At 62.5% G+C, this 22,488-nt stretch carries 23 protein-coding genes; 8 read left to right on the top strand and 15 right to left on the bottom strand.

All coding sequences use genetic code 11. From position 1 onward, the window contains the following. Positions 1-168: 168 nt before the first annotated feature. The gene (rpsT, locus tag CATRI_RS09595; RefSeq protein ID WP_290217014.1) at positions 169-435 is read right to left on the bottom strand and encodes a 30S ribosomal protein S20; all 267 of its coding nucleotides are present in this window, start codon (positions 433-435) and stop codon (positions 169-171) included. A gap of 177 nt (positions 436-612) precedes the next feature. Beyond that, complete coding sequence (locus tag CATRI_RS09590) at positions 613-1,206, bottom strand: type II toxin-antitoxin system PemK/MazF family toxin (protein ID WP_435384160.1); 594 nt, start codon at positions 1,204-1,206, stop codon at positions 613-615. A gap of 208 nt (positions 1,207-1,414) precedes the next feature. On the opposite strand from CATRI_RS09590, the gene lepA reads away from it, so the two are divergent. Next, positions 1,415-3,262 carry a translation elongation factor 4 gene (gene lepA, locus CATRI_RS09585; protein WP_290217012.1) on the top strand — a complete coding sequence of 616 codons (1,848 nt, stop codon included), beginning with the start codon at positions 1,415-1,417 and terminating at the stop codon, positions 3,260-3,262. A 24-nt stretch (positions 3,263-3,286) separates the two neighbouring features. On the opposite strand, the gene CATRI_RS09580 is transcribed toward lepA, so the two are convergent. Beyond that, positions 3,287-4,894: a 4-hydroxyphenylacetate 3-hydroxylase family protein gene (locus CATRI_RS09580; RefSeq protein ID WP_290217009.1), complete on the bottom strand. Its 1,608-nt coding sequence runs from the start codon at positions 4,892-4,894 to the stop codon at positions 3,287-3,289. A 16-nt stretch (positions 4,895-4,910) separates the two neighbouring features. After that, a complete protein-coding gene (locus tag CATRI_RS09575) occupies positions 4,911-5,474 on the bottom strand; it encodes a flavin reductase family protein (RefSeq protein ID WP_290217007.1) in 564 nt (187 codons plus the stop codon). A 157-nt stretch (positions 5,475-5,631) separates the two neighbouring features. Here CATRI_RS09575 and CATRI_RS09570 point away from each other — a divergent pair, with 157 nt between their 5' ends. Then, the gene (locus CATRI_RS09570) at positions 5,632-6,573 is read left to right on the top strand and encodes a helix-turn-helix transcriptional regulator (protein WP_290217006.1); all 942 of its coding nucleotides are present in this window, start codon (positions 5,632-5,634) and stop codon (positions 6,571-6,573) included. Here CATRI_RS09570 and CATRI_RS09565 read toward each other — a convergent pair. Genes CATRI_RS09565 through CATRI_RS09555 form a run of 3 tightly spaced genes read right to left on the bottom strand, consistent with a single transcriptional unit; the run spans position 6,554 to position 9,417 of the window. Continuing rightward, positions 6,554-7,693, bottom strand: a complete 1,140-nt coding sequence (locus CATRI_RS09565; RefSeq protein ID WP_290217004.1) for an alpha/beta hydrolase — start codon at positions 7,691-7,693, stop codon at positions 6,554-6,556. The two genes, CATRI_RS09570 and CATRI_RS09565, sit on opposite strands and share 20 nt — an antisense overlap. Positions 7,694-7,738: 45 nt before the next feature. Continuing rightward, positions 7,739-8,446: a YoaK family protein gene (locus CATRI_RS09560; protein ID WP_290217003.1), complete on the bottom strand. Its 708-nt coding sequence runs from the start codon at positions 8,444-8,446 to the stop codon at positions 7,739-7,741. Positions 8,447-8,484: 38 nt separating this feature from the next. Beyond that, positions 8,485-9,417 carry a hypothetical protein gene (locus CATRI_RS09555; protein WP_290217001.1) on the bottom strand — a complete coding sequence of 311 codons (933 nt, stop codon included), beginning with the start codon at positions 9,415-9,417 and terminating at the stop codon, positions 8,485-8,487. A 146-nt stretch (positions 9,418-9,563) separates the two neighbouring features. Here CATRI_RS09555 and CATRI_RS09550 point away from each other — a divergent pair, with 146 nt between their 5' ends. Beyond that, positions 9,564-10,904, top strand: coding sequence for a DUF2252 domain-containing protein (locus CATRI_RS09550; RefSeq protein ID WP_290216999.1), 1,341 nt, complete (start codon positions 9,564-9,566; stop codon positions 10,902-10,904). A 4-nt stretch (positions 10,905-10,908) separates the two neighbouring features. Here the strand turns inward: CATRI_RS09550 and CATRI_RS09545 are convergent, their stop codons facing one another. Next, on the bottom strand, positions 10,909-11,544 hold the full coding sequence (locus CATRI_RS09545; protein ID WP_290216997.1) for a GAP family protein: 636 nt from the start codon (positions 11,542-11,544) through the stop codon (positions 10,909-10,911). A 141-nt stretch (positions 11,545-11,685) separates the two neighbouring features. Here CATRI_RS09545 and CATRI_RS09540 point away from each other — a divergent pair, with 141 nt between their 5' ends. The 3 genes from CATRI_RS09540 to CATRI_RS09530 all read left to right on the top strand — a co-directional run bounded on the left by CATRI_RS09540 (position 11,686) and on the right by CATRI_RS09530 (position 14,377). Further along, positions 11,686-12,315, top strand: coding sequence for a DsbA family oxidoreductase (locus tag CATRI_RS09540; RefSeq protein ID WP_290216995.1), 630 nt, complete (start codon positions 11,686-11,688; stop codon positions 12,313-12,315). A 9-nt stretch (positions 12,316-12,324) separates the two neighbouring features. After that, the gene (locus tag CATRI_RS09535; RefSeq protein WP_290216994.1) at positions 12,325-12,891 is read left to right on the top strand and encodes a metallophosphoesterase family protein; all 567 of its coding nucleotides are present in this window, start codon (positions 12,325-12,327) and stop codon (positions 12,889-12,891) included. 103 nt (positions 12,892-12,994) lie between these two features. Next, on the top strand, positions 12,995-14,377 hold the full coding sequence (locus tag CATRI_RS09530; protein ID WP_290216991.1) for a YeeE/YedE thiosulfate transporter family protein: 1,383 nt from the start codon (positions 12,995-12,997) through the stop codon (positions 14,375-14,377). Here CATRI_RS09530 and CATRI_RS09525 read toward each other — a convergent pair. Beyond that, positions 14,374-15,147 carry an aldose epimerase family protein gene (locus CATRI_RS09525; protein ID WP_290216990.1) on the bottom strand — a complete coding sequence of 258 codons (774 nt, stop codon included), beginning with the start codon at positions 15,145-15,147 and terminating at the stop codon, positions 14,374-14,376. The genes CATRI_RS09530 and CATRI_RS09525 overlap by 4 nt on opposite strands. Before the next feature lie 54 nt (positions 15,148-15,201). Here CATRI_RS09525 and CATRI_RS09520 point away from each other — a divergent pair, with 54 nt between their 5' ends. Both CATRI_RS09520 and CATRI_RS09515 read left to right on the top strand, forming a co-directional pair. After that, a complete protein-coding gene (locus CATRI_RS09520) occupies positions 15,202-16,479 on the top strand; it encodes an alpha/beta fold hydrolase (protein ID WP_290216988.1) in 1,278 nt (425 codons plus the stop codon). Between the two features lie 10 nt (positions 16,480-16,489). After that, positions 16,490-16,630 (top strand): hypothetical protein, encoded by a 141-nt coding sequence (locus CATRI_RS09515; RefSeq protein ID WP_290216986.1) that lies wholly within the window; start codon positions 16,490-16,492, stop codon positions 16,628-16,630. An 11-nt stretch (positions 16,631-16,641) separates the two neighbouring features. Here the strand turns inward: CATRI_RS09515 and rbsD are convergent, their stop codons facing one another. From rbsD to CATRI_RS09485, 6 genes are read right to left on the bottom strand one after another with little or no spacing between them, the layout of a single operon-like run. Then, the gene (gene rbsD / locus CATRI_RS09510; RefSeq protein WP_290216983.1) at positions 16,642-17,016 is read right to left on the bottom strand and encodes a D-ribose pyranase; all 375 of its coding nucleotides are present in this window, start codon (positions 17,014-17,016) and stop codon (positions 16,642-16,644) included. A 4-nt stretch (positions 17,017-17,020) separates the two neighbouring features. Further along, positions 17,021-17,923 carry a ribokinase RbsK2 gene (gene rbsK2, locus CATRI_RS09505; protein WP_290216982.1) on the bottom strand — a complete coding sequence of 301 codons (903 nt, stop codon included), beginning with the start codon at positions 17,921-17,923 and terminating at the stop codon, positions 17,021-17,023. After that, on the bottom strand, positions 17,920-18,852 hold the full coding sequence (locus tag CATRI_RS09500) for a D-ribose ABC transporter substrate-binding protein (RefSeq protein ID WP_290216980.1): 933 nt from the start codon (positions 18,850-18,852) through the stop codon (positions 17,920-17,922). The genes rbsK2 and CATRI_RS09500 overlap by 4 nt, the downstream gene beginning before the upstream one ends. A 27-nt stretch (positions 18,853-18,879) precedes the next feature. Next, entirely contained in the window at positions 18,880-19,848 is a 969-nt protein-coding gene (locus tag CATRI_RS09495) for an ABC transporter permease (RefSeq protein ID WP_290216978.1), read from the bottom strand. After that, positions 19,845-21,401, bottom strand: coding sequence for a sugar ABC transporter ATP-binding protein (locus CATRI_RS09490; RefSeq protein WP_290216976.1), 1,557 nt, complete (start codon positions 21,399-21,401; stop codon positions 19,845-19,847). The genes CATRI_RS09495 and CATRI_RS09490 overlap by 4 nt, the downstream gene beginning before the upstream one ends. Beyond that, the gene (locus CATRI_RS09485) at positions 21,398-22,441 is read right to left on the bottom strand and encodes a LacI family DNA-binding transcriptional regulator (RefSeq protein WP_290216974.1); all 1,044 of its coding nucleotides are present in this window, start codon (positions 22,439-22,441) and stop codon (positions 21,398-21,400) included. Before CATRI_RS09485 ends, CATRI_RS09490 begins: the two co-directional genes overlap by 4 nt. Positions 22,442-22,488 lie beyond the last annotated feature (47 nt).

Below are 22,488 nucleotides of genomic sequence, written 5' to 3'. Positions count from 1 at the left end.
ACTCCGGGGTCAATCGCCCTCCCAAACCGGCCGAGTTGTTAGGAAGTGCCGGTTTTGAGGCCGCCTGGGGTAGTCGGAGACCTATCCGCCCAACCCCTCCAACCCAAAATCCCCTGGCCTTGATGCGAAAACATCAAGGCCAGGGGATTGTGCTGCGGAGAGGGGAGATTACTCACCCATCTTGTTGAAGGCCAGCGCCATGCTGGACTTCTTGTTGGCGGCGTTGTTGCGGTGGAACACGCCCTTGGTCACAGCCTTGTCCAGGGTGCGGGAAGCAACGCGCAGCTGAGTCTCGGCGGCAGCCTTGTCGCCAGCCTCAACGGTCTCGCGGAACTTGCGGATCTCGGTGCGGACGGCGGAGCGAACAGCCTGGTTGCGGACGCGACGCTTCTCGTTGGTGAGGACGCGCTTCTTCTGGGACTTGATGTTTGCCATGATTTTTACCTCTTGGGATCGAAGATTTCGGTGTCAGTAACCCACCAACCGGGGATAGAAGTGATTGCGCCGGTACTGTCAGTGAACGGACCCAAGGTCCTGCCCGTCCCGACCGGTGCGCCCGGAAGTGAATAACAGAAGCAGCCTAGCAGGGGGTGTGGGGTTGGGCCAAAAGGCCTAACCCCAGTGGTAGTGCGTGCGCAACCGATTGGCTATGCGTTCGAAGCGCCGCGGCGGAAACAGGGCGCCCTGCCGGCGGATGCCCAGTTCCGAGACCTCCAGCACGCGGTCTAGCCGTACCCAACACTGGCGGCCGGAGGAATCCCACTCACCGGCGCCGATGTCGATCCAGGATTCTTCGCGGTCGTGTTGGGGGTTCGGGGAGATTAGCAGCCCGAGGATGCTGTGGCGGTCGCGGCTGATGACGAGCATGGCTCGCTCGCGGGGTGGGTTATCCGGGCCGTCGGAGGGCGCCCACACCCACACGACTTCGCCGGGCTCGGCCTGGCCGTCCATGTCGGGGGCGTAGTAGATGTTGCGGGTGATGCGCTCGGTGGCCTCGACGCGGATGCGAGCTGCGGTGGCGCGGACGGCGTCGGATTGGTAGCTGGTCTGCAGACCGAGCCGGTCGTTGATGCGGGCGAGTCCGGCTTCCAGGGGGCTGGACGTGGATCCGGTCAGCATGAGCCGCAGTCGGTCGCGCAGGCGTCCGCCGAGTCGCTTCGGGGACTCGTCCTGCGTGGCGGGGGCGTCGCTGACCGGGTCATTCATGGTGTGGGCCGTCCTGAAAAACTGGTGGATAGCTAATGGTTGTCCAGTCTAACGGGTCACTGTTGTTCGGGCCAGGGTCCTGCGGGGCCGCTGGGATCGCAACTGGCCAGCACTCGCATGGATTCCAAACCGCCTAGGCACTAGGCTGGTGAGGTTAGGCGCCACGGGTGCCTCGCCGACCGCCATGTGATCACGGATAAGGATTCAGTTGACCAGGAAATTTGCAGAGCAGACGTTCACCGATCCGGAACGAATTCGGAACTTCTGCATCATCGCGCACATCGACCACGGCAAGTCGACGCTCGCTGACCGCATCCTGCAGCTTTCTGATGTCGTGGATGCGCGTGACATGCGGGACCAGTATCTGGACAACATGGATATTGAGCGCGAACGTGGCATCACGATCAAGGCCCAGAACGTGCGGTTGCCGTGGGTGCCGCGGAGCGGTCCGCTGCAGGGGCAGGAGATCGTCATGCAGATGATCGATACGCCTGGTCACGTGGACTTTACCTATGAGGTATCCCGCGCCCTTGAGGCGTGTGAGGGTGCGATTTTGCTGGTCGACGCCGCTCAGGGCATCGAAGCCCAGACCCTCGCCAACTTGTACATGGCGATGGACAAGGACCTGGAGATAATTCCGGTCCTCAACAAGATCGACCTGCCCGCGGCGGATCCGGATAAGTACGCCCTGGAAGTTGCCAACATCATCGGCTGCGAGCCGGAGGATGTGCTGCGCGTATCGGGTAAGACGGGCCAGGGTGTGCCGGAGTTGCTGGACAAGGTCTGCGAGCTCATCCCGGCTCCCAGCAGCGAATTCGGGCCGGAGGCCCCGGCCCGCGCCATGATTTTTGATTCGGTCTACGACACCTACCGGGGCGTCGTCACGTATATCCGCATGATGGACGGCACCCTCAAGCCGCGCCAGCGCATCAAGATGATGTCTTCAAGTGCGGTGCACGAGTTGCTGGAAATCGGCATCGTATCTCCCACTCCGAAGAAGTGTGACGGCTTGGGCCCGGGCGAGGTCGGCTACCTCATCACGGGTGTGAAGGATGTCCGCCAGTCCAAGGTCGGCGATACCGTGACCTGGGCAGATAAGGGCGCGACCGAGGCCCTGCAGGGTTATGCCGAGCCGAAGCCGATGGTCTACTCGGGCCTGTTCCCCATTTCCCAGTCTGATTTCCCGGCTTTGCGCGAGGCCTTGGAAAAGCTCCAGCTCAATGACGCTTCCCTGACCTGGGAGCCCGAGACCTCCGTGGCTCTGGGCTTCGGTTTCCGTTGTGGCTTCCTCGGCCTGCTGCACATGGAGATCACCCGCGACCGTTTGGAGCGCGAGTTCGACCTCGACCTCATCTCCACGTCCCCTTCCGTGGACTACCGAGTCATCGCTGAGGATGGCACGGAGCACCGCGTCCACAATCCTTCGGATTGGCCGGGCGGCAAGCTGCAGGAGGTGTATGAGCCGACGGTCAATGTCACCATCATCGTCCCCAGCGAGTTCGTGGGCACGACCATGGAGCTGTGCCAGTCCAAGCGCGGCGAGATGAAGAACATGGATTACCTCTCCGAGGATCGCGTTGAGCTGCGCTACCATATGCCGCTCGGCGAGATCATCTTCGACTTCTTCGACATGCTCAAGTCCCGCACCAAGGGCTACGCCTCCCTCAACTACGAGGAGTCCGGCGAACAGACGGCCGACCTGGTCAAGGTGGATATCCTTTTGCAGGGCGAGCCCGTCGACGCCTTCTCGGCGATCGTTCACCGCGACAACGCCCAGTGGTACGGCAACAAGATGACCGTCAAGCTCAAGGAACTCATCCCGCGCCAGCAGTTCGAGGTCCCCGTGCAGGCGGCGATCGGTTCCAAGGTCATCGCGCGCGAGAACATCCGCGCGCTGCGCAAGGACGTCCTGGCCAAGTGCTACGGCGGCGATATTTCCCGAAAGCGCAAGCTCCTGGAAAAGCAGAAGGCCGGTAAGAAGCGGATGAAGAACATCGGCTCGGTGTCTGTTCCCCAGGAAGCCTTTGTTGCCGCCCTGTCCACGGACGGCAACTAGGCTGCTTTTCGACGTCCGCGGGGCTTAACGCTTGCCCTTCCCGAAGGCGTAGACATCGGCACCGGAGATCATGTCCGGCACCGTCCACCCGTCGAGGTCGTACTCGGACATGAACTGCTCGGCCAGCCCTCGCATCTTCGCGGAATCTCCGCGCTGGTTGGCGGAAAGTAGCAGCTCACGCTTGACATTTTCGTGGTTGCCCGAGTAGTTGCGCTCGTAGAGTTCGTGGCGCCCGCCGAACTCGGAGCCAATGGAATCCCACAGGGCCTTCATGACCTTGACTCGCTCGACGGCGCTGATGCCGTTGGAGCCGCGGACGTACTTGTCCAGGTAGGGGCGAATCTCTGGGGTCTGGAAGTCAACCGAGGAGCTCGGCAGGTAGATGAGGCCCGAGGCGACGTCCTGCTCGATGATCTCCTTGATTCGGGGATAGCCCTGCATCATGAACATGCGGTAGGTCAGCCCGTACTCGAGCTTGGGGAGGTAGGTGCCGTCCACCCATTCCTCCGGGTCACGGGCCATGGATTCGGTCAGTGACCAGAAGAGGTTGCGCCAACCGATGACCTCGCCGACTCGGGCCTCAACTCCGCGGAACCCGCCGGAGCCGGTGGCATCGAGGGCCTTCATGAGCAGCCCGGCGATGAAGTCCAGTTTGACCGCGAGGCGGGTGCATCCTTGGAAGGTGAAGCGGGGGAGGAATCCCGACTGGGGGAAGAAGGAGTTGATCTTGTCAACGTCTCCGTACATGAAGACGTTCTCCCAGGGGACGAGGACCTTGTCAAAGATGAAGATCGCGTCGTTTTCATCCATGCGCGAGGACAATGGGTAGTCGAAGGGCGTGCCCGTGACCGCAGCGTTTTGGGCATAGGAGGCCCGGGAGATGAGCTTGATGCCAGGAGCATCCATGGGCACCGTGCAGATGAGGGCGAACTGCTTCTTCTTGATGGGCAGTCCGTAGTGCGCAATGAAGTTATAGTTGGTGATCGCCGAACCCGTGGCAACAACCTTCGCACCGGAGACGATGAGGCCGGCGTCGGTTTCCTTCTCCACCTTCATGTACACATCGCCGACCTCGTCCGGTGGGAGCTGGCGGTCAACCGGCGGGTTGATGATGGCGTGGTTCCAGTAGAGGACCTTCTCCTGGGACTCGCGGTACCACCGCTCCGCGTTCGCGCCGAAGGGCTGGTAGAGCTCTTGATTGGCGTGCAAGGTGCCGAGGAAGGAGGCCTTGTAGTCGGGGCTGCGGCCCATCCATCCGTAGGTCATGCGTGCCCAGGCGGCGATGGCGTCTCGTTCCTTGAGCAGGTCCTCTGGCGAGGTGGGGGCCTTGAAGAACGGCATGGTCACGCCGCCATTGCCGGTGTCGGTGGGGGTGGTGAGGACGTCGACGTCGGGGCCGGTATGAAGCGCATCGTAGAGGCGGGCAACCATGCGGATGGAGTTGCGGAAGGCGGGGTGCTCCGTGACATCGTTGACGCGGTCGCCGTGGAGCCAGACTTCGCGGCCGTCGCGAAGCGACTCGATGTACTCATCACCCGTCATGGGTCGGGTGGCAAAGTTCTTTTGGTGGTTGGCCTCGGCGTCCGCGCCGGGGTTGACGGTTCCGCCGTGGGTGCGGTCTTCGGTGGTCATGATCGTGAGTCCTTATCTAGTAGATGGGGCGGAGGTCGGCGGTGGCGCCGAACCATCCGGTGTAGGGGTCGTCGCCGCTGAAGCTCCAGGTGGCCTCGTGGGAGGTGGGGCCGATGGAGTGGAAGGTCGAGCGAAAGAAAAGGAGGGGGTCGAGGTCTTCGGCGATCTCGGCGTCGATGATTTCGCCGATGATGATGACGTGGTCTCCGCCGTCGTATTGCGCCCACGGGGCACACCACAGGGTGGCGAGGTTGCCTTCCAAGGAAGGGGCGATGTTGTCGGCGGCCCAGCGTATCGGCTCGGATTGGGGGCGTCCGGCGAAGTGCAGCGCGGTGTCATTCTGGGTGCTGGCCAGGATGTTGACCGCGAAGCTGTTGTCGTTGAGGATGGTGCAGGCCTTGGAGGTACGGGTCAAGGTCACTTGGCATAGGCGGGGCTCGAGTGAAATGGAAGTGAATGCGGTGACAGTGGCGCCGTGCGGAGTGCCATCGTCGCTGGCGGCAGTCACGACGGTGACGCCGCTGGCGAACTGTCCGAAGATGTTGCGGAGTTGGCGTCCGTCAGGTGCTTGGGCGGTCACGGTGGTGGGCTCCTTTCGAAGTGTGATTGTTGAGGAAGAGGTCACATGGCTATGATGGGGGTCACATTCAGCAGAATAGGTCTAAGCACTACTGGTGGAAATCCATTAAGCGCACACTTGTCCGCTTTGCGAATCGTCCCAGGATCGGCCCCACAACATGATGCGAATCAACCACTCAGCCGCCACTTTCCGAGAGATATCCCAGGTCACCGAACGCAACTACTTCCCCCACACTGTTCGGGCAGAGTCGCGGGTCTTGGCGTGCCGCGCCAATTTGGTCAGCCAAGACCTCGGTGATGCGCGTCTGGTGCAGCTCAACTGGGGTGCCGCCGTGCACGTGGAAACCGAGCATCCCGGATCCTTTGCCATCAACGTCCCCCTGCGGGGTCGCATGTCGGTGCGTTCGGCCCACGGGCGCCAAGAAGCTGTCGCCCACACCGCCATCGTCTGCCCGCCCGACGTTCCCGTGGCCTTCCCCGCGTGGGGAGGGGAGGTGACCATGCTGGGTTTACGCCTCAACGGCGACTACCTCCGCCACAACCTGGAGGAGGCCGGGTTGCGCTCGCCCAAGGTTCCCACCCTGCTTGACCTCCGCCAGGGCTATGGGGTGGAGTGGCTGGCCATTGCCACGAGCTTGCTATCCCATCGCCACGACGGTCAGGGGCTGATGGACAATCCCCTAGTGGGGCGGCATCTGGCGGCGGCGTTGGCCTCCGGGTTGACGCTCATGCTCGCCGAACTCCAGCCCGCTGGGCTTTCCCCCACTCCGGCCCGGGTGCGCCGCGCCGCCGAGGCACTGGAGGCCGACCCGGCTCGGGCGTGGACGGTAGCGGAGATCGCTGTGGTCGCAGGTTGCAGCATCCGCACGTTGCAAGCTGGTTTTCGCACCGAGTTTGGGGTCGGGCCGATGGAGTATCTGCGCGGCATCCGCCTCGACGTCATCCACGATGAGCTCCAGGCGTGTGATCCGCACGGGACGCATACCGTCACCGAGATTGCTACCCGCTGGGGCGTGACCCACTTGGGCCGCTTCTCCGCTGCTTATCGACGTCGCTTCGGCGAAGCTCCGCGCCACACCCTCAGTACAGCGACGGTCTAATCGTCTGCCACGCCGGAGCGAGCTGTTCGTTGAAGTAGCGCCAATTGTGCGCCCCGGTCGGGGAGTATTCCACGACCTGATGGGTCATTCCGCGCTCGCGCATCGCCTCGTCTAAATCACGCGTGCAATCCAACACACCTCGCTCCAGCGCGGTGCCGGCAATGATTGCCCTGGCGGGATCTTCGGCATAGAACTTGAGGTCCTCCTGCCCAATGACCCCATTGGCAGCGGCCAGGTAGACCGCCATGTCCCGCAGTCCGTCAGGCTTATCGACGGTGTCGTGGCTCGCCCACTGCGGGGACCCAAACGGTCCCCACAGATTATCGAGGATTCCTCCCCGGGTACTGACAAGTGCATTGATCGTCTGCCGCCCCAGCTCACTCGTGGTGGAATAGCAGCCGGAAATGCCGATGGCAGCGTCGTAGATCTCAGGATTGTTGTTCGCGAGGTGGAGGGCGCCGATCGCCCCCATCGACAACCCGCCGATGGCCCGACGGCCATTGAAATGCAACAACGGATCGGCCTCCAGGGCGCGGGGAAGTTCCTCAGTAAGGAAGGTCTCCCACTGATTGCGCCCCAGCTCCGGGTCATCGGCTACCCAATTTGAATACAGCGACGCCCGCGCTTGGGTCGGCATGACGACCGTGACGTTTTCTCGCCCGAGCACGTTCGGCACACCGCCATTGGCAACCCACCCTGAGTTGTACTCGGCATCTGCCCCGTCGAGCAGGTAGAGCATCGGGGCGGGCACGAAGGGGTTCGCCGAGCGCTGGATCTGCACCGAAACGTTGCGTCCCATCGCCGGCGAGGCGACAGTCCACCGTTCGACGCGATGCGACAAGCTATCGATGCGCCTGTTGACAATGCGCACCTCTCGGATGCTCTCATCCACTGGCAGCGGATACTCAGGGCTGATTTCCTTTAGCGGCCCGGGAATATTGAACTGCGAGGAGCCGAGGTTGGCCAGTGTTTCTATCGTCTGGTGGAGCTTTTGACCCGACCAGTCCGGGTCCTCGCTCGATTGCGTGGCCACCTCCCTCACCGTCTCATCTGAGCTCTGGGCGTGAGCGACTGCGGGCAACAGCAGCGCGGCGCTGGTGGCTGCCGCTACAAGGGACAAGGCGGGACGGTGGTGCACAATCGCCAAACTACACGAAAATGGATTCTAATATGGCTCGACGCTCACCCGGACAACCGAACCATGTCGGCGTCCCCGAATCCGCAAAAGTACAGCTACCAACGAAATCGCAATGGTGAGTACTGTCGCGATGAGCAGGGCATCCATGCCGAGGTAATGGAAACCAATCGCCCCGCACAAAGCTCCGGCGGACAGCCCCGCCCACATCTTCAAATGCTCAATCCACGCGGCATGAGTACCGCCGAAGAAAGCATCGACGAAACGCTGACCCATTTTTACCAACGTGCCGGTCATGTACGTCAAGGGAATGGACACCTCGCCCGCGCGCTCGAAGATGCTGTTCATGGAGCCAATGGCGACGGAGGCGAAGATGATGGCGGCCGTGGGGGCGTCGAAAAGCACAAAGATGGAAGCCACGGTGAACAGTGCGCAAGTATTGGCGAGGACCGCCTCGCGGACGCGATCGGTGGGTACCCGCCGCATCGCGATGCGGCGGACCAACGCACCTTCCATGACTCCCAACAAGAACAACACGACCGCCGACCCAGCCAACCAGGCCAAGCCCGCATCGCCCTCGACCGCGGACGTCGCCAAGCGAGTCGTGTTTCCCGACATGAACGACAGGAACACACCGCCGAGGAAAATGAAGCCGATGGAATCGACGAAACCGGCGATGAAGGCGAACGCGACGGCCAAGTTCTTCTCCGCCGCAGTGTATTTGCGCAACTGGTGCACGCTCCTAGACTTAATTTGGGCTCAGGTAGCCCCTAAGTCTAGGCGGTGACCGGGGCGGTATCGCCACGCAGCAGGTCTTCGACGGCTTCGGCCGCGCGGAACACCGCCTCCCAGCGGAAACCGGGGGCCATCGGCTCGCGCGCCGTGTAGTTGTGGAACCACTCCGTGCGCCGACTGCGCGGAGGAACCCACAGCCGCTCCACCGCGATATAGGCGGCTGCCTCGGATTCCGGCCCGCGCTGAGTGCCTGCGTCGGTCGGGGTGCCAAACACCTTATCCACGTAGCCGAGGTAGATCTCCGCCACGCATCGCGCGACCTCCACCACGACGTCGCGACCAATCTCCGGGTTGAGTTGAATGCGATACCACGCGTTCCATTCGTTCATGGCCGGATCGGGTCGCTCTCCCGTCGCGGGGCGGCGATCCAGGTAGCACCACGACGTCTCGCCATCGTGGTCATATTCCCACGTCGCGACCGCCCCGATCTTCCACAAGTTGCCCAACATCTCCACCCGGCGCAGGGGAATCTTCCGCCCGAAGCCTTGTTGAGTGAACTCGGCGTAGTCGAGGTTCGGGGTGGTGGCACTCCCGAGGCGTCTGCGCCAACAGCTCACCACCTCCGTGTGGGAAGGCAGATGCTCCACCCCGCTGTGCGCGCGACGAGTATGCGTAGAAAGGAAATGATCCTCAAAGGCAATCTCGCTGAGCTCGCTCTCCCGGGGCTGCTCCAATCGAATAGGGACCGCCTCATTGGTGGGGGCGTAGCCAAACAAGTCCCACTCCGACGCCGGGCGCAACTGCAGGCGGCTGACCAGGCCTTTCATTGCCTCAAAGCCCTCGATCTTTTCCAGTTCGACGTTCTCTGCGAGCTGCAGCGCGGCGGAGGTGACTTGCGGAATGGTCAGGTGCGGCCACGCGCGGGCGAGTTCCACGCTGAACTGGACGGTGCGGGGGTGCAGCTTGAGGTCCATGGTGTCGGATTCCCTTCCGGGGTGAGGTGGCTGGCGAATCTCCTTGGCGTGAAAGTGAAAATGTAATGTGGGTCACATCCTAGTAGGGTTGCCGAGGGAAGTAAAGGGCCTAGTCAATGCCCGGAGGGTGGGCAACAATTAGAAATATGTGCGCCCATCGCCCCGACCTCAGCCTCCTGCCCACCGATCGTCGAGACCCCCTCGAGATCATTCAGGAGCAGAATCACACTCGCCTCCAAGACCTGGTGCCCGTCCGCATTGGCCGCATGCTCGAATCCCCCTTCGCTTTCTACCGTGGTACGGCAGCGATCATGGCCTCTGACCTGTCCCGCGTGCCAAACAGTGGCCAGCAGGTTCTGTGCTGCGGCGACGCCCACATCTCCAACTTCGGCCTCTACGCCTCCCCGGAACGCCGACTGCTCTTCGACCTCAATGACTTCGACGAAGCTGGCTTCGCTCCTTGGGAATGGGACCTCAAACGCCTCGTCGCCTCGGTGTACCTGGCCACCATCAACAACGAAGGCACCGAAGACGAAGCCCTAGAGATCGCTCGAGAAACCTCCAAGAGCTATCGGGAAACCCTGACACGACTGGCCGGGATGAGCGCACTTGACCGCTTTTACGCTGCCGTGGACACCGACTTCATTACCGAGCAGCTGGACTACAAAAAGGCCCGCAAGCGCATGGAGAAGCTGGAGAAGAAAGCCCGCAAGCGGAACTCGTTGTCCGCGCTGAAGAAGCTGACCTTCGTCACAGAAAATGGCCGTGTCCGCATCCAAGACCAACCCCCGCTCATGCGCCACACCGAGCACGCCACCCCCGAGCAGATCGAATCCATTTGGGGTGGCTACCTGCGCAGCAGTGGCAGCGAAATCCGCTACCTGCTCAATAACTTCGAATACGCCGATCACGCCCTCCGCGTCGTCGGCGTCGGCTCCGTGGGCACCCGCTGCTACATTTTCCTCCTCACCGGACCCAACGGTGAACCCCTCTTCCTGCAGGTCAAGGAAGCCGGAGCGTCAGTCCTGGAAACCTACGGTGGCATCGACCAGTCCGCCATCATGGAAGGGGCACCCGAGGGTGCGATCGGGGATGGCTACCGAGTCATCTCCTCCCAGCGCATTCTGCAGTCTTACTCCGATCCCTTCCTGGGATGGATCCGCGGCTTCGATGGCGAACAAGGCGAAGAAGTGCCCATCGATTTCTATTGGCGCCAGTTCCGGGACATGAAGGGCTCCGTCGACCTCTCCCTCCTCAGCGGGCGGGAAATGCTCATCACCTCCCGCGTCTGCGCCAGCCTCCTCGCCCGTGCGCACTCTCAATCTAAGGGTGTCTACGAGATCGTCGACACTTACGGTGATGATAAGTCCCTGGACAAAGAACTCGCCGAGTTTGCTCGCGGCTACTCCGCGATCGCAATTTCCGACGCCGCCGCCCTCCAACAGGCTGCCGACGACGGCGTCGTCCCCGTCGAATACGGATTATAAAAGGTTAGAGAACGCCTAACAGGCCCTTGGACAGGAAGATCACCCCGCCGAGCAGCAAGCCAGCCACCACCAGCGACCTGCTGTACTTCTCGAAGATGTGGGCAATCTTCTCCAGGGCCCTCTGGCCTTCCCTGGAACGAGAAAGTAACAGTGGGCCCCACCCCGGCAAACACGCCCCTGCCAGCAGGAACAACAGTGCCAAGGCCATCCAGATAACCGAGACCCCACTAGCCGAAACATCCTTCGACGCGGCGATCACCAACGGCATCGTGGTGAAATTCGTCGCCATGGCGAAGACACCAAACCCAAAGGCATCCCGCGCGCTCAGGCCGTGCTTCTTATGCTCTTTCGGCTTGGGTTTGTGGCGAAGGAAGAACAGCGCCAGTCCAAGCAACACGAGGCCGAGACCAATGTCCATTCCCGCGCTGAGTTTCGGCGCCTTCGGGAGCTCCAAAGAAGCACCAATGGTCTGGACGAGAGCAATGAGAACAACAAGAACCACGGCTGAGCCCGCCGCGTAGGCCCGCGCACTCCGACGCCCGTTCTGGCCGCTGAGAAGCAGCAACTGTTCACTGAGCATCATCGGACTGACAGCGGCGGCCAGAGTCATCGGGATAAGCACGGCGAAGAGATGAACCATGGTCTTGAGCTTACTTTGGTCCTATTCGGGGTTCGTGGTGACTATAGGGAGCGGACACCACGAACCCCGCAAAGCCGAATGGTGCTGAGCTTGGCGCGGGAGGTGGGGAACAAGGGGGCGTCGATAAGCGTTGTGCGAGGCATGCGTATTGATATTTGGTCTGATTACATCTGCCCCTTCTGCACGGTGGGGGAGCGTCACCTCAATCTTGCCCTGGAGAAGTTCGATGGCGACGTCGACATCGTGTGGCGGAGTTTTCAGCTCGACCCGGATGCCCCGACGGAGCCGACTGGCAGCGTCGTCGATTATCTCGTGGAGAAGAAGGGCGCTCGGCCGGAGCAAATTGAGCAGTTCAATGATGATCTGGCGAAACGTGCCGCGGCGGTGGGATTGGAGTTCAATTGGCGTGAGTCGACCATGGCCAACACGCTGACTGCCCACCGGCTGGGGCATTTTGCTCGGAGTTTGGGCAAGGGCGTGGAGTGGGATGAGCTGGTCAAGCGTGGCTATTTCACCGAGGGCAAGAATGTAGCCGACCACGATCAGCTGCGATCCTTTGCTGCGGAGGTCGGCCTCCCAACTGAGGAAACCGAGCGAATCCTCAATGATCCGAGCGCTTTTGCCGATGAGGTTGCCCAGGACATCGACGTGGCTCGTCAGATCGGGGTGCAGGGTGTGCCCTTTTTCGTCTTCGATGGCAAGCTTGCGGTCTCCGGTGCCCAGCCGGTCGAGGTGTTCACTCAGGCCCTCGAACAAGCCGCAGCCGAATAGGCTGGTCCCATGAATTCCTGGTTCACCTCGGATCTGCATTTGGGGCATCGTTTTGTCGCCCGGTTGCGCGGCATGGACGTCGTCCAGCATGACCGGCAGATTCTGGCCGGTATTCGGGCGCTGCCGCCGGGGGATCGGCTGTGGGTTCTGGGCGATTTGTCGCGGGGCTCGGCTGAGGAAGAGGAGCGCGCGCTCAACTTGCTCGCGGAGCACGGGGCTCACCTCGACATGCACCTCATCGCTGGGAATCACGATTCCTGCCACCCGATCCATAAATCGGCATTCAAAATGCAACGCCATTTCCTCGGGGTGTTCAGTTCGGTCGCACCGTTTCAAAAGCTCCGCTGGGAAGGTCGGACGGTGTATTTGAGTCACTTTCCGCGCCCCGGCTATGACCACGAGGGGATGGAGTCGCGTCACGACGACGTCCGCCTCGACGTCGATCACCTTGTCCACGGTCATCTTCATTCTTCGCAGGCGCTTGTTGCGCCGGGCATGGTGGACGTCGGTGTCGATGCGTGGGACTTGCGGCCTGCGCGGCAGCAGGACGTCGCAGCGTTGTTGTTCCAGCAGTGAATTTAATGAACCTTTTTGTCTATTAAAACTAGACAGATCAGTTTAGCTAGCCTTAAGGTCGGGACCTGACCACGAACAAACGAAGTGAAAGGTCCTCATACCCATGATCCTGACAGGCTTGGCCGTCGGCGCTGTCCTCGGCATCGTTATGCAACGCGGAAGATTCTGCGTGACCGGCATGCTGCGCGACATCTTCCTCCAAAGGACCTGGCGAACATTCGTCGCTCTGCTCATTGTCATCTCCGTCCATGCCGTCGGCATTGCAGCACTGACGTCGTTCGGGGTGATTAGCCCGTCGTACAACACCTTCGCCCCTGTGGCAGTCATCGTCGGCGGCTTCCTCTTTGGCCTCGGCATCATCTTGGCAGGTGGGTGCGCCTCCGGTACCTGGTATCGCTCCGCCGAAGGACTAGTTGGTTCCTGGATAGCGTTGCTGTTCTACGCGTTGAGCGCTGCTGCGATGAACACGGGCGCGCTGTCCGGTTTCAACACCTTCATGAACTCATTCGACACCTCCCTGACCACAGTTCCCGCCACCTTCGGCGTTTCCGCCTGGTACTTTGCCATCCCGTTGGCGTTGCTCACCATTGTCCTTGCCCGCCACTTCCTCGCCCGCGAGTCCGCCATCCCCAAGCTTGGCGACGCCCCCTGGAAGCGCCCCCTGCACGTCTACACGGCGGGGCTGCTCATCGGGATTATCGGCGTCATTGCTTGGCCCCTGTCTGCCGCTGCTGGCCGTAACTCTGGCCTAGGAATCACGACGCCCAGCGCCAACCTGGCCAATTTCACTATTACTGGTGATGCGGCGCGGATTGACTGGGGCGTCATGCTCGTCCTCGGTATTTTCGTCGGTGCTTTCCTCGCGGCGAAGGCCACCGGTGAATTCCGCGTGCGCGTGCCCGACGCGACGACCGCTACCCGCGCCATTTCCGGTGGCACGCTGATGGGGGTGGGGGCGGTTCTCGCCGGCGGGTGCACAGTCGGCAACGGCATGGTCCAGACCTCATTGTTTAGCTACCAGGGTTGGGTTGCGCTGCTATTCATCGCCCTCGGGGTGGGGGCCGGGGCTAAGCTCTGGCTCAAGCCCGCCGCGGCCACCCCAGCTGCCCAAACGTATTCCACGGAGGAGTCTCTTTCCCAGACGATCACCTCTGCCGAAGACTCTGTCTTGAGCAATGATTACGGTTTTGCGGTGGCACCGGGCACTGTGGCCCTGAAGTCTCGGCCCCGCCCGATAGAGAAGGCCCGCTCGCTGGGTAACGGACGTTACGCCCTTGACACCCTCGGAGCTGTCTGCCCCTTCCCGCTCATCGAAGCCAAGGATGTTTTCGAGTCCCTCGAGGTGGGCGAGGAGTTGGTCATCGACTTCGACTGCACCCAGGGAACTGAAACTATCTCGCGATGGGCAGCCGACAATGGCTACGAAGTCACCGATTTTCACCAGGTGGGGAATGCGGGCTGGCAGATCAGCATCCGCAAAACCTAGTCCAGCGCAGCCACCACCACGTCCATCGCGATGCGCACCTCGGCATCGGGGGCGAGGGGGTACCCCTTGAGTTCATCGCCGAGGAGGGCGGGTTCGACGCAAAGGAAGTCGGCCCATTCGCCGGAGCCCATGTCGGCGATGCTGGCTCCGTCAATGGGGCCGGGGTTCCAGACGATGGTGGAGTCGGCGCCCTCGGAGGTGATGGTGATGCTGCGACCAAGTCCCGGGTCGATGATGGTTGCAGGGGCGGAGCTGGTGAAAATCCAGTCGAATTGGCCCTCGACGTGGACATCACCCTCCTGGACGGCGGTCTTATCGGTCACCCGGTTGAGTCCGGTCGCGCCGGAAAGCCCCTTGACGGTCACCGCTTCCGGGTGGCTGACTCGGAAGTAGGGGTGGAAGCCGAGCTGGACGGGAACAGTAGCGGAGCTGAGATTTTTGGCGGAAAGCTCAAGCCGGACGCCGTCGGGAAGCTCGGTGACGTGGAAGGTGAGTTCGAGTTCATCATGTTCGAGGGTGGCATTGATACCGACGACGTCGGCGGTCACTCGCCAGCCGCTGGTGCGAGCCCAGCCGTGGTGGGGTTTTTTGCCCCAGAGGTCGCCGAACCAGGGGGCGATGAGGGGAACGCCGCCGCGGATGGCGTGTCCGACGCCGTGGGATGTCTTGGATGACACGTAGAAGAGCTCACCGAGGGTGGTATCGGTGCTGGTCAGGTGTGCTCCGGAGGGGCAGAGGGAGAGCCGGTTTGTGGTGAGGAGGTCGTCCATACCTTCCCAGGATAGACCCAGAATCGGCCCAGACGAGTCGGTATGCTCTTCTTCGTGACTGAGCTGAGGACCACCCACCGCGCCTTCAACGGGCTTGACGTCCGCGAACACACCCTGACTGTCGAATGGGATCGAGCCCACCCAGGGGAGCAATTGGAGGTGTTTTGCCGGGAGCTCAGTGCCGATGACACGCTCCCGCCGCTGTTGTATCTGCAAGGCGGGCCGGGCTATGGCTCGCCGCGCCCGCTGGAGGTCAGCGGCTGGATCGGCGAGGCCCTCAAGCACTATCGGGTGTTTTTGCTTGATCAGCGGGGGACGGGGCGATCGACCCGGCTTGACCGCTTTAGCAATCAAGAGCTTATCGACGCCGAGCATCTCGCCCTCCTGCGCGCCGATCACATTGTCGCCGACGCGGAGGACCTCCGCTTGGCACTCGGGTTCAGTCAGTGGGATATTTTGGGCCAGTCTTTCGGCGGGTTTTGCATCACCACGTATGTCTCGCTCTATCCCGATTCGGTGCGCCGTGCCATGTTTACTGGTGGGCTGCCGGGCATGGAGGTACACGCCGATGATGTGTATCGAGCGACGTACGGGAAGCTGGCGAAGCGTCACGAGGCCTTCTACCAGGCTATTCCCTTCGCGGAGGAGCGTATTCGCGAAATCTGTCACCACCTCGATAATTCCGCGGAGCTGCTCCCTACGGGTGAGCGCCTGAGTTCGCGCCGCTTCCGCACCATTGGCATCGAGCTAGGCCGGGGGACCGGATTCGATAACCTTGGCTATCTCCTGGAGGCCCCCTTTCACATTGTTCGAGGGGAAAAGCGCCTGCGTGGAGATACTCTCGCGGACCTCAGCGCCCGCCTGTCCTTCGAAGCCGCGCCCCTCTATGCCGTCATCCACGAGTCGATCTATGGTGGCAACGTGCCCGGCCCGACCGCCTGGTCAGCGCATCGCATGCGCGAGGAGGTCGAGGGCTTTGAGGAGAACCTCGACCCGCGGGCAGCGGGGCGGTTCTACCTCACCGGCGAGCACATCTACCCGTGGTTGTTCGAGGAGGACCCCGCACTTCATGCTTTTCGACGCCCCGCTGACACTCTCGCCATGCGAGAGTGGTCAAGGCTCTACGCCCCAGAGATCATCGGCAGCAGCGAAGTCGTGGCCGCCGCGGCGATCTACGAAGACGATATCTTCGTGCCGCTGGAGCTGTCGCTGGCCACGGCCCGGCGCTTTCCGGACCTGCAGCCGTGGGTGATGGATACGCATCAGCATGATGGGCTCCGCGCCGATGGTGAGCACATTTTCACCACCCTGCTGGCCAAGACCCCGGTGTAGAGTGAGGGACATGCATTTGCCCGATCATCGCGAGCATGTGGACCTCTCTGGGGTCGAAGTCTCGGAATTCGAGAGGTTGACCAGCGTCTTTGAGGTCACCGACGAACACCTCTTGGACACTGGGATCTTAACCGTCTTCTACGCGGGCTAGGCCCGCGTAGATCAGAAGGGCACGCCGCTGCGGAAAATCACATTCGCGTAGGGCGTGGTTTCTCCGGTGCGGATGACGAAGGAACAGCTTTTAAGCTGGTCCTTGAGATCATCGTGGGTGGTCTCGACGAGGGGGACGTCGATAAGCATGTCCCGGACCACAGCCGGCGTGGAGTCGGCGATGGTGCCGGACTCGACGACAACCTCGGCCAGGACGGCGTCGACGACCTCGGCGAAACGGGGGACGCCGAAGACCAATGCCAGGTCAACAACCGGCACCCCAGCGGGAATGGGGAGCCCGCAGTCGGCGACGGCCCACGTGTCGGTGTGGCCGAGGCGATTGATCAGCCTCGCGAGCTCCGAGTTGAGGATTCCGTGTCGGCGCATGAGGCTAGCTCACCTCCGGCAACGTTTCCGTGAGCGCCGGGTATGAAGCCTGCGCGCCCTCACCCGTGACGGCGAAAGCACCGACGCGGGCCGCGTGCTCGGCCGCCTGCACCAGCGAATCGCCAGCGGTGAGGCGGGCGACAAACGCCCCCGCAAACGCATCCCCGGCGCCGGTAGTGTCAACGGCGTTGACCTTCGGTGTGACGATGGGAGTCGTACCTCCAGCATCTGCAACCATCGCGCCCGCCCCGCCGAGGGTGAGGACGACGGAAGGGAAACCAGCGTCAAGAAGCGCTTGGGCCAGGTCTGCCGGATCCGCGGAGGCGATGCCCGCGCCGAGCTGCTCAAGGATGAGCCCCGCCTCGTGCTCGTTGGCCATGAGAGGATCGGCCTGGAGGAGGGCCTCGCGATCGACCTCGATGACCGGCGCCAGGTTGACCACGACTCGCCCCGTCGCGTGCTGGACGGCAGCGGCGAAACCATCGGCCGGGATTTCACCCTGCAGCAGGACTATCTCGGCGGCAGCGATAACACCCGCACAGGAATCTACATACGCAGCGTCCACGGAGGCATTTGCGCCGGGCACCACGACAATGCTGTTCTCGCCGTCATCTGCGACGGTGATCACGGCCAACCCGGTGGGGCCGTCCACCTCGGCGACGGATTGCATATCGACGCCCGCCGCACGCAGGTGCTTGGTGGCCGGGGCAGCATAAGGATCCTTGCCGACGGCCGAAACCATCGCCACCGACGCCCCCTGCAGAGCCGCCGCGACGGCCTGGTTCGCGCCTTTTCCACCCGCTGTCACGCCGCCGCCAGCGCCCATGAGGGTCTCCCCGGGGGCGGGGTGGCGTGCTACGCGAACGGTGAGGTCAGCGTTTATGGAACCGACGACGACAATACTCACAGGTACTCCTCAACGTTGTCCTTGGTGACGGTCACGACCTCGACCGGCACCTCCGCCTGCGGGGTCTCGCCGTCGAGGATCTTCTTGGCCTCTTCGACCGCACGGGCACCCAGCTCGCCCGGCTGCTGGGCGATGGTAGCTACCATACGGCCCTCCTTGACGGCACGCAGGCCATCAGCGGTGCCGTCGAATCCAACGACCATCACCTCGGAGCCGGCCCGAGCGCCAAGGGCTTCGAGGGCGCCCAGCGCCATCTCGTCGTTCTCGGCGAAGATCGCCTTGACATTCGGGTGTGCCTGCAAAAGATTCGTGGCGACGTCCAGTCCTTCCGTACGGTCGAAGTTCGCCGTCTGGGTCGCTGCCACCTTGATGTTCGGGTAGGCGGCGATTCCTTCGGCGAAGCCCTGGCCACGGTCGCGGGAGGCGGAGGAACCGGCGATGCCCTGGAGGACGAGGACCTCGCCTTCCTCGCCGATGGCGGCGGCGAGGGCATCGGCGGCCTGCTTGCCGCCGGCGACGTTATCCGAAGCGATGAAGGACGCGATCTCGCCACCGTTAGAAGAACGGTCCACGGCGATCACGGGGATGTCGGCATTGTTGAGGGCCTGGACGGCGGGGACGACGGCATCGGAATCCGTGGGGTTAACGATCACAACTTCCGCGCCGGAGCTGGCCGCATTGTTGAGCTGGTTGGTCTGGGTCGAGGGATCGTCCGAGGCGTCCTGGACATTGAGCTTGATGCCCAGCTCATCGGCCTTTTCCTGCGCACCATCACGCACCTGCACGAAGAAGGGGTTGGTCTGTGTGGACAGGGCGAGGGTCACGCTGCCACTACCGCCTTCACCGGCGGAATCGCGGTTGCAGGCAGCCAAGCTGAAGGCCAGGGATACGGAGGCGATAACTGCGACGGACTTGCGGATCAAAGACATGAGATTCCTGCTTTCTGGAGAGGGGAATTAAGAGGTGGTCTTCTTGCGGAGGACGTCGAAACCGACGGCCAGCGCGATGACGAGGCCGATGACAATCTGCTGCCAAAACGACGACACGTTGAGTAGGTTGAGGCCATTGCGGATCACGGCCAGGAGGATCGCACCGACGAGGGTGCCGGTTGCCTTGCCGCTGCCGCCGGCCAGCGATGCACCGCCGATCACGACCGCGGCGATGGCGTCGAGCTCATAGCCCACACCCGCCTGCGGCTGCGCGGAAGAAAGCCGGCCCGCCATGACCAGACCCGCCAAGCCGGCGAATAAACCGGACAGTGCATAGACGGTGACGAGGATCTTCTTCACCGGCAGACCCGATAGGCGGGCTGCCTCGGTGTTGCCGCCGATCGCGTACATGGAGCGACCAATGACCGTGCGGGACAGGATGAACCAACACAGCAGGCCAGCGATGACCATCATGACGATGGGGATCGGGATGCCCGCCACGGTCGAGCCGAGCCAATTCACGCTCGACGCGGTCGGGATGGGGGAGCCCTGGGAGATCACCAGGGTAGCGCCGCGGGCGATGGACATCATGGCCAGCGTGGCAATGAACGCCGGCAACTTGCCATAGGCGGTGGCGAGGCCGCTGATCGCACCCGCCAGCAGCCCGGTGAGCAGGCCCAGGATCAGGGTGATCCAGCCCGGGAGGCCAGCCTCGACGAAGAACCACGCCGAGACCATGGCGCCAAGCGCCGCGACCGCACCGACGGACAAATCAATGCCAGCGGTGACGATGACGAAGGTCATGCCGAACGCCAAGATGGCGACCGTCGCGGCCTGAATACCGATGTTGACGAAGTTGTTCACCGTGAGGAAGTGCGGGGTGGCGATAAACAGGGCGATGCACAAAACGACGAGGCCGACGAGGGCACCGTTGTTCATCACCCAATTGAGGACAGCGCGCCCCTTGGTGGAGCGGGTCGGGGTTGCGGTGGTCATCGTGTCTCCTGTTCGTGTTCTTCTGTTTCAAGGTGGGCGAGGGCATCGTCGGTGAGCCCGTCATCGATTTGTGACACCGCGAGAGCCATGACTTCATCTTGGGTGGCGGTGTTCGGCAGCTCGCCGGCCAGGCGCCCGCCCGACATGACGAGCACGCGATCCGACATACCCAGGACCTCGGGCAGCTCGCTGGAGACCATGAGGACGGCACCGCCGGCCTCAGTCAATTCGTTGATGATGTTGTAAATCTCCACCTTGGCGCCGACGTCGACGCCGCGCGTGGGTTCGTCGAGAAGCAATACTGTGGAACCGGCGAGCACCCAGCGGCCGAAGACGGCCTTTTGTTGGTTACCGCCGGACAGATCGCGGATCGGCTGGTCAAGGTTGGCCATGCGGATGCGCAGTTTCTCGGCGACGTCGGCGGCGCGAGACTTCTGGCCCTTCAAGTCAGCCAGGCCGAACCGAGAGGTCGAGCGCAGCGTGGCTAGTCCCAGGTTTTCGCCGACAGTGGCATCGAGGACCAAGCCCTGCGACTTACGGCTTTCCGGAACATGGCCGACGCCGCGCCGAATGGCTTCGGCGACGTCGTTGTGGGGGACCGGTTGGCTGTCAATGATGACCTCGCCGGAATCGATGGGATCTGCCCCCGCCAACGCCCGAACTACCTCTGTACGGCCGGCGCCGACGAGGCCAGCCAAGCCGACGACCTCGCCAGCGTGGACGGTGAAACTGATGTCGCTGAACTTGCCCGCGGAGCTTAAACCGTTGACTTCGAGGACTGGCAGCCCGATCTCGGGCTTGACGCGGGGGAATTGATCCTCAATGTCGCGGCCGACCATGAGGCGGACGAGGATGTCTTCGGCGGTGGTGGCGGGCACCTCGGCGACGAACTCGCCGTCGCGTAGCACGGAGACGGTGTCGGCGATGCGAGCGATCTCATCAAGGTGGTGGGAGATGAAGACCATGCCCACCCCTTTGGCCTTGAGATCATCAACGACGGTGAACAGCTGATCAATTTCGTGGCCGGTGAGTGCCGCGGTGGGCTCGTCGAGAATGAGGATGCGGGCATTGAGTGAGAGCGCCTTGGCGATCTCCACGAGCTGCTGGCGGGCAATGCCGAGCTCGCCGACGGGGGTGTCTAGGTCAACGTCAACGCCAATGATGTCAAGGGCGGCCTGGGCTTGCGCGCGCATCTCACGGAAGTTGACCATCCCCATCCGCGTTGGCATGCGGCCGAGCATGACGTTCTCGGCGACGGACATGGTGGGAACGAGATTGAGCTCCTGGTGGATGGTGCCGATCCCGAGCTCTTCGGCGGCCTTTGTGTTGGGGAGGTGGGTTTCTTTTCCGTCGATAATGATGCGGCCGGAATCCGGTTGGTACACACCAGACATCATCTTGATGAGTGTCGATTTACCCGCACCGTTTTCTCCCAGGAGTGCCTGGACCTGGCCGGGATGAACCGAGACGCTGACGTCGCGGATGACATTGACGGGGCCAAAGGACTTTGAGACTTTATCCAATTGGAGCAGCGGCTGAGACTCGTTTGTCATGGTCGTACCTCCTTATCTGTGGTTGATGAGCGATCGAAATCTGAGGACGCCCGGATGATGAGCGTCGTGGGCGTTCGGATGGAGGAAGGCGGGGACTTTCCGCTGCCGCCTTCATCGGTGATGAGGTTGTGGAGCAGCGAAAAAGCCAGCCGCCCCATCGTTGCGACCTGCTGGTCGATGACCGTGATCGGGCAGGCCTGCAAGCGCATGATGGGCTGGTCGTCGAAACCGATGAGCGCCACGTCGTGGCCGATGGCGATGCCCTTTTTGTGGCAGGCTTCCAGTGCCCCGACGGTCATCATGGAATCGCCCGCGATGATCGCATCGACGTTCTGGGACAGCAGCCACTCGGTGCCGCGGTAGCCATCCTCGCGGTGGTATCCGCCCTGATAGATAGGCTGTTCCGGGAGCTGAAAATGGTGGCAAGCGGCGGTGAATTCTTCCAGGCGGGTAACGCCGGTGGAGGTCGTCATTGGGCCGGAGAGATAGCCGATGCGTCGGTTGCCCTTCTCCAAGAGGTGGGCGACGGCGGAGCTTAAGCCAGCACTGGAGTCCGAGGCCACTGACAGGTGCTTGTTTCCAGGCAGCTCGCGGTCGACGAGGACCAAAGGCATGCCGGTGGCATCGAGCGCGGCGAGTGAATCTTCCGTGCCGTTGTAGGGGACCGCGATGATGCCGTCCACGCGCTGATCACTGAGGATGTGAAGTGAGTCGATCAGCCGCTCGGCGTCTTCAGAGGTAGAGGAGATGATCGTCGATATCCCGGCCCGGTTGGCTTCCTCTTGGATGACGGCGGCCATCTCCGCGAAGTAGGGGTTGACCAGGCTGGGGATGGTGACGCCGATGATGTTGGACCGGGAGCTGCGTAGAGCGCGGGCTTGGGCGTTGGGCCGATAGTTGAGCTGCTCGGCACACTGCCGGACTCGGTCGCTGGTCTCTTGGGAGACCACGGGGTTGCCCGCGAGAGCTCGTGAGGCCGTGGAGACTGCCACTCCCGCGGCGTGCGCTACGTCTTTCAGCGTCGCGGCGGTGGATGCCATGATCGGCTCCTTCCCGACTGTGAGGCGGTGTGCAATCGATTGCACAA

The organism is Corynebacterium atrinae (genome assembly GCF_030408455.1).
GTDB classification, from domain to species: domain Bacteria; phylum Actinomycetota; class Actinomycetes; order Mycobacteriales; family Mycobacteriaceae; genus Corynebacterium; species Corynebacterium atrinae.
The sequence above is the reverse complement of the archived record's forward strand: the minus strand, read 5'-3'. Positions and strand labels throughout refer to the sequence as shown.